We start from the raw sequence: 2,682 nt of genomic DNA, 5'->3' as shown, positions 1-2,682 counted from the left end.
TGCTGCGCGCGACACCGAGCTGGGCTGCGATCTGGCGATCGCTGGTCGGCAGCAGGCTGCCGAACTTCAGGCGAAACAATTCACGGATCTGCCGCATGGAAAGCCTCAAGGCTGGCATCCGCTCCTCCTGTCGGTTGGATCAGGAGGCGGTGCTTGATGGAAGCTCTCCTCGCGGGGAAGACGCCATCATCATGCCGACGATGGTGCCGGCCGCGTTCACAGCGGAAGGGTGGCCGGTTTCATGTCGGAATGGTGGCCGCCTTCAAATTGGAATGCCGGCCGGCTTGCGATCGGAATACTGGCCGCTTTGGCGTCGGAAACCGTGGCCGCTTTCAGTCGGAATCTGCACCGGACGGCCGTGGCGCCAGACCGAGGGTTTGCTGGGCTCGCTCATGCGCCGGTTCGGCCTAGACCTCCCGGTTCCCGATCATACGACGTTTTCCCGGCGCAGTACCAATCTGGCTGTCGCGTCGGCCCTGGCCAGGACGGACGGGCCGGTCACCGTGGTCATCGACTCCACCGGGCTGAAGGTGTTCGGCCGGGGCGAGTGGCACCTGGAAAAGCATGGAGGCCAGGCGCGCCGGAGCTGGAGAAAGCTGCACCTGGCCGTCGATCCCGCCACTGGCGAGATCCTCGCCTCGGCGTTGACGGGCAACGAGGAGGGAGACGCTTCGCTGGTTGTCCGTTGCTCGACCAGGTCACGGGCCCGATCAGCGCGGTCCTGGCGGACGGCGCCTACGACGGCGAGCCCGTCTATCGTGCTGTCGCCGAGCGTGCGCCGGACGCCGAGGTGATCATCCCGCCGCGCGCGACCGCCGTGGTGAGCGACACCGCCCAGAGCGCGCCAACCCGGCGCGACCGCCACATCCAGACGATCAAAGAGCGTGGTCGGCTGGGTTGGCAGCGGGCCGTCCAGTACGGCAGAAGATCGTTGGTCGAGGTGGCGATGCTCAGGTACAAGGTCCTCATCGGACGCAGCCTGCGCGCCCGGACTCTGCCCGCACAAAGAGCCGAGGCCAAGGCCGCCTGCGCCGTCATCAATCGGATGACCAGCCTCGGCAGGCCGACCTCCCGGAAGGTCGCCTGATCACCATCGCCTCTGGGCAAAATCCGTCCTCAGGCCGAGTTCTGCACCAAAGTCGCTGATAACCCCAAGATCGTAGAAGTCTTTGAGTCGCCCGTTGATGTCGCCCAAGGAAATGATGGCTTCAAGTTTTTCTGCGATGACCGTCTCAGGCGGATAGGAGAGCACGCGCGGCGCGGGCTGGTTCAGAAGCGTAGGGAAGTGGATTTCCTGAGTGCCGGGCGTGATGGCATCACCGAAGCCGATATCGACCTGGATCGGAAAGCGTGCTCCGGAGATTGTTGCGTTTGTCGTGACGCGCACGCCATCGTACTCGTCCTCGGGGCGTATGCGCGTTGCCTCAATGGCCGTCAGGTCAAACTGGACGCCGTCGTCGGCGGGGAGAGACAGGATGCTCTGGAAGGCTTTCTTCATCTCATCGGTGTCACTGCTACCGAAGGAAAGGAAATCGGCGTCCCGGGTGGGACGAGCCGTATCCGCCTGCCACGCCAGGAAAAGCAGGCCACCTTTCAGGATAAGGCGGTCCCTGTGCTCGGAAATGCTGATGCGGTAAAGCAAGCGTTCCAGACTGACTGCGTGCAGATCTGTTGAAAGTCGGCAGCGCGGACTTTGGCCACGTTGAGCAGCTTCTGCCGCACTGAGGCAGCGATGTTTCTGGGGGGCTTAATCGTCACTGATGCAGGCCTCGAGATACGGGCGAACAATCTTCGCAACCCTCAATTCAGAGGCGTGGTCGAGAATCTCTTGGGGCTTGGCTTTGCGCTTTCTCAAACCCAACTGCATTCCCTCGATTGCCACATCGACGCCCACCAGCGAACGAAACTTGAAGCAATCGGCGACGGTCTTGGCTGGTGAGAAGATCGGCACCAGTACCCCTTCGATCTTATGGTGTTCCACTCCGGCGCTGATCGCCGCCCTTGCCATGTGGACGGTTTTGACGGGGGGATAGGCGAACTGCGGTCGCCAAGTCCCTTGCGGCAGAGCAAGCCAAACGCGCGATGGCATCTGCAAGGTCAAGCCATGATACACGAGGGCGGAAATGAGACAGATAACGCCTTTGGGAACCAGCCTTGCCACTTCAGCGAGGCTGTGCGCGGCGTCGAAGTCGGTGTCCGGCAACTGGTAGAGACCTCGAGCGAGTTGGACCACGTCGCCATTTTCGACCATCCGCATCAGTGTTGAAGGGGGCACTCCAAGCGCCCTGATGTCACGGGATCGTGCAATTCCATGCTCCCGCAGAAAGGCAACAACCTGCTCCCGCCTGGTGGAGCCCATGGTACGAACCCTCAGTAGTTCTAAACAAGTGTATAGGATTTGTACCAGATGGGAAGACCTCAAAACGGTGACCCGGTCCTCAGCTTGGTTCTTGTCAACCGACGTAAGCCGCAGGATGGGAGGCGCGTAACCAAGGTTCAAATCAGGCCGGATTGATGGGAGCAATCAGCTCCGGCCGATCGTTCCGGACGTTTCCGACATCGCGGTGGACGGGCCACAGGCGTGTCTGGTCCGCCGGGGGCATTGTCACATCAACGATGGTGGCCTGTCGGTCGTGACGGTAACCTCGCGGGATGCCGCCGCTCTCGTATGCCCGCCACCAC

At 62.0% G+C, this 2,682-nt stretch carries 4 protein-coding genes and 1 pseudogene; 1 reads left to right on the top strand and 4 read right to left on the bottom strand.

Going from position 1 to position 2,682, the window contains the following annotated elements:
• Positions 1–262: 262 nt before the first annotated feature.
• Entirely contained in the window at positions 263–394 is a 132-nt protein-coding gene (locus TSH20_RS36255; protein ID WP_282183597.1) for a hypothetical protein, read from the bottom strand.
• On the opposite strand from TSH20_RS36255, the pseudogene TSH20_RS32875 reads away from it, so the two are divergent.
• Positions 351–1,087: pseudogene (locus TSH20_RS32875) on the top strand (IS5 family transposase); the annotation flags it as partial. The gene TSH20_RS36255 and the pseudogene TSH20_RS32875 overlap by 44 nt on opposite strands.
• On the opposite strand, the gene TSH20_RS32870 reads toward TSH20_RS32875, so the two are convergent.
• From TSH20_RS32870 to TSH20_RS35495, 3 genes are all read right to left on the bottom strand, one after another.
• Positions 1,088–1,642 (bottom strand): nucleotidyl transferase AbiEii/AbiGii toxin family protein, encoded by a 555-nt coding sequence (locus TSH20_RS32870; protein WP_158282104.1) that lies wholly within the window; start codon positions 1,640–1,642, stop codon positions 1,088–1,090.
• Between the two features lie 105 nt (positions 1,643–1,747).
• Entirely contained in the window at positions 1,748–2,359 is a 612-nt protein-coding gene (locus tag TSH20_RS32865; protein ID WP_109157375.1) for a type IV toxin-antitoxin system AbiEi family antitoxin domain-containing protein, read from the bottom strand.
• A 142-nt stretch (positions 2,360–2,501) separates the two neighbouring features.
• Positions 2,502–2,682, bottom strand: a 181-nt coding sequence (locus tag TSH20_RS35495; protein WP_211100366.1) for a hypothetical protein, incomplete at its 5' end; no start/stop codon positions are given.

This window comes from Azospirillum sp. TSH20 (assembly GCF_003115935.1).
GTDB lineage: Bacteria > Pseudomonadota > Alphaproteobacteria > Azospirillales > Azospirillaceae > Azospirillum.
The sequence above is the reverse complement of the archived record's forward strand: the minus strand, read 5'-3'. Positions and strand labels throughout refer to the sequence as shown.